Annotated in this window: 1 pseudogene; it reads left to right on the top strand. The window is 43.9% G+C overall.

Annotation, left to right across the window (positions count from 1 at the left end):
• Positions 1–126 precede the first annotated feature (126 nt).
• A pseudogene (locus NJD71_RS13815) lies at positions 127–328 on the top strand (transposase); the annotation flags it as partial.

Genomic DNA, 328 nt, shown 5'->3' with positions numbered 1-328 from the left:
TAAATCCCATCGAGAAAAAGTGGGCTCAAGTGAAGTTTTTACGCCAAGGTTGGATGGAAAATGACTTATCTAAATTGTTTTATGATATTCATCCAAAACATAACTCTTTTGTAGTGCAGTGACTATACTGCCTTAGAAGCTGAGATGGAAGATCATCTCGGCTATCCCAAGCATGAAAAGGCGGATAAACCTAATAAGCGTAACGGCCACACTAAAAAGACCGTCCGCAGTGACACAGGCGATCTTGAGATCTCCACCCCAAGAGACCGTGATGGTGACTTTGAACCTGCGTTAGTGCGTAAGCATCAAACCCGTATCAGTGGCCTTG

The sequence above is a fragment of the Psychrobacter sp. PP-21 genome, assembly GCF_033790785.1.
Classification (GTDB): domain Bacteria; phylum Pseudomonadota; class Gammaproteobacteria; order Pseudomonadales; family Moraxellaceae; genus Psychrobacter.
The sequence above is the reverse complement of the archived record's forward strand: the minus strand, read 5'-3'. Positions and strand labels throughout refer to the sequence as shown.